2 protein-coding genes are annotated in these 1,157 nt (G+C 44.7%); both read right to left on the reverse strand.

What is annotated here, in order from left to right:
• Positions 1-801: fructose-specific PTS transporter subunit EIIC (locus R8N49_RS24960; RefSeq protein WP_318190192.1), on the reverse strand; the 801-nt coding region annotated here is incomplete at its 3' end.
• Between the two features lie 11 nt (positions 802-812).
• A partial coding sequence (locus R8N49_RS24965; RefSeq protein WP_318190193.1) for a PTS sugar transporter subunit IIA occupies positions 813-1,157 on the reverse strand: 345 nt, incomplete at its 5' end.

Genomic DNA, 1,157 nt, shown 5'->3' on the forward strand with positions numbered 1-1,157 from the left:
AGAGATACCGATAGAGCCCATGATTGCTGCTGCTTTACCTGCTTCTTGCTCTTGCTTAGTGAACTTCTTCTTGAATAGGAATGTTGCTAGTGCCATACCTAGAGGAGGCGTACAGATTGCGATACCAACACCACCCATTAGCCATGGTTGAGTATCAACTTGAGTTTGAGCGAATAGCGTTGCTACTTTGTTGATTGGACCGCCCATATCGAATGCAGTCATACCACCAAGAATCGTACCTAGAACCACTTTAGAAGCGCCAGCCATAGAAGCTAGGAATTCGTTCATAGAAGCCATGAAGATCTTGATTGGCTCACCGATACCCCATAGAACGATACCTGCAGAGATAAGCGTACCTAGTAGAGGGTAGATGAAGTAAGCGCCCAACGCAGTCATGTTAGCAGAAAGAGGGATCTTCTTAAGTTGGAATACCACACCACCTGCGATGAAACCCGCTACGATACAACCAAGGAAGCCGCCGCCCATGTCAGCCATGATGCCAGAAGAGATCATCGCTGGAGCAAGTGCCGGTTTGTCTGCAATTGAATAACCAATGAAGCCACCAAGAATAATTGGGAACAGCACCAGACCTTTAATACCGATATTAGAAATATCCGCCAATAAACCGTCCGCAGGAACCGCACCTTTACCTGATGCCATTACCGCCAGCGCCAGTAGTACACCACCCGCAACGATAAATGGAAGCATGTGAGAAGTACCGAATAAAAGGTGACCTTTCATGGTACTGAGTAGTTTTTTGAAATCGCTATTATTAGTAGCTTGAGCTGTGATTGTACTCATAATTTCACGCCTTATGAATTAATTAAAATATTTAGTATTTGGTTTTCGTCTTTTGCGTTATGAATATCTTCAATAAACTCTTCGCTAAATTTTCCGAATAATTCTTGAAGAACATAAATATGGTGGTCGGCACCGTTATCTGGTGAAGCAATCATGAAGAATACGGTCGGTTTGACTCCCTCTTCGTCGCCATACTCGATGCCTTCGCGCTTTACGCCAACAGCGATTGCAGGCTCTGTGACCGCTTTGCTTTTTGCGTGTGGGTAGGCGATGCCGTCCATTGAAGTCACGCTTAATGTTTCACGTGCTTCTATGTCGGTTAAAAAAGCCTCTTTGCTGCTGATTCGATTATTTTC

The sequence above is a fragment of the Vibrio sp. 1978 genome (assembly GCF_033344345.1).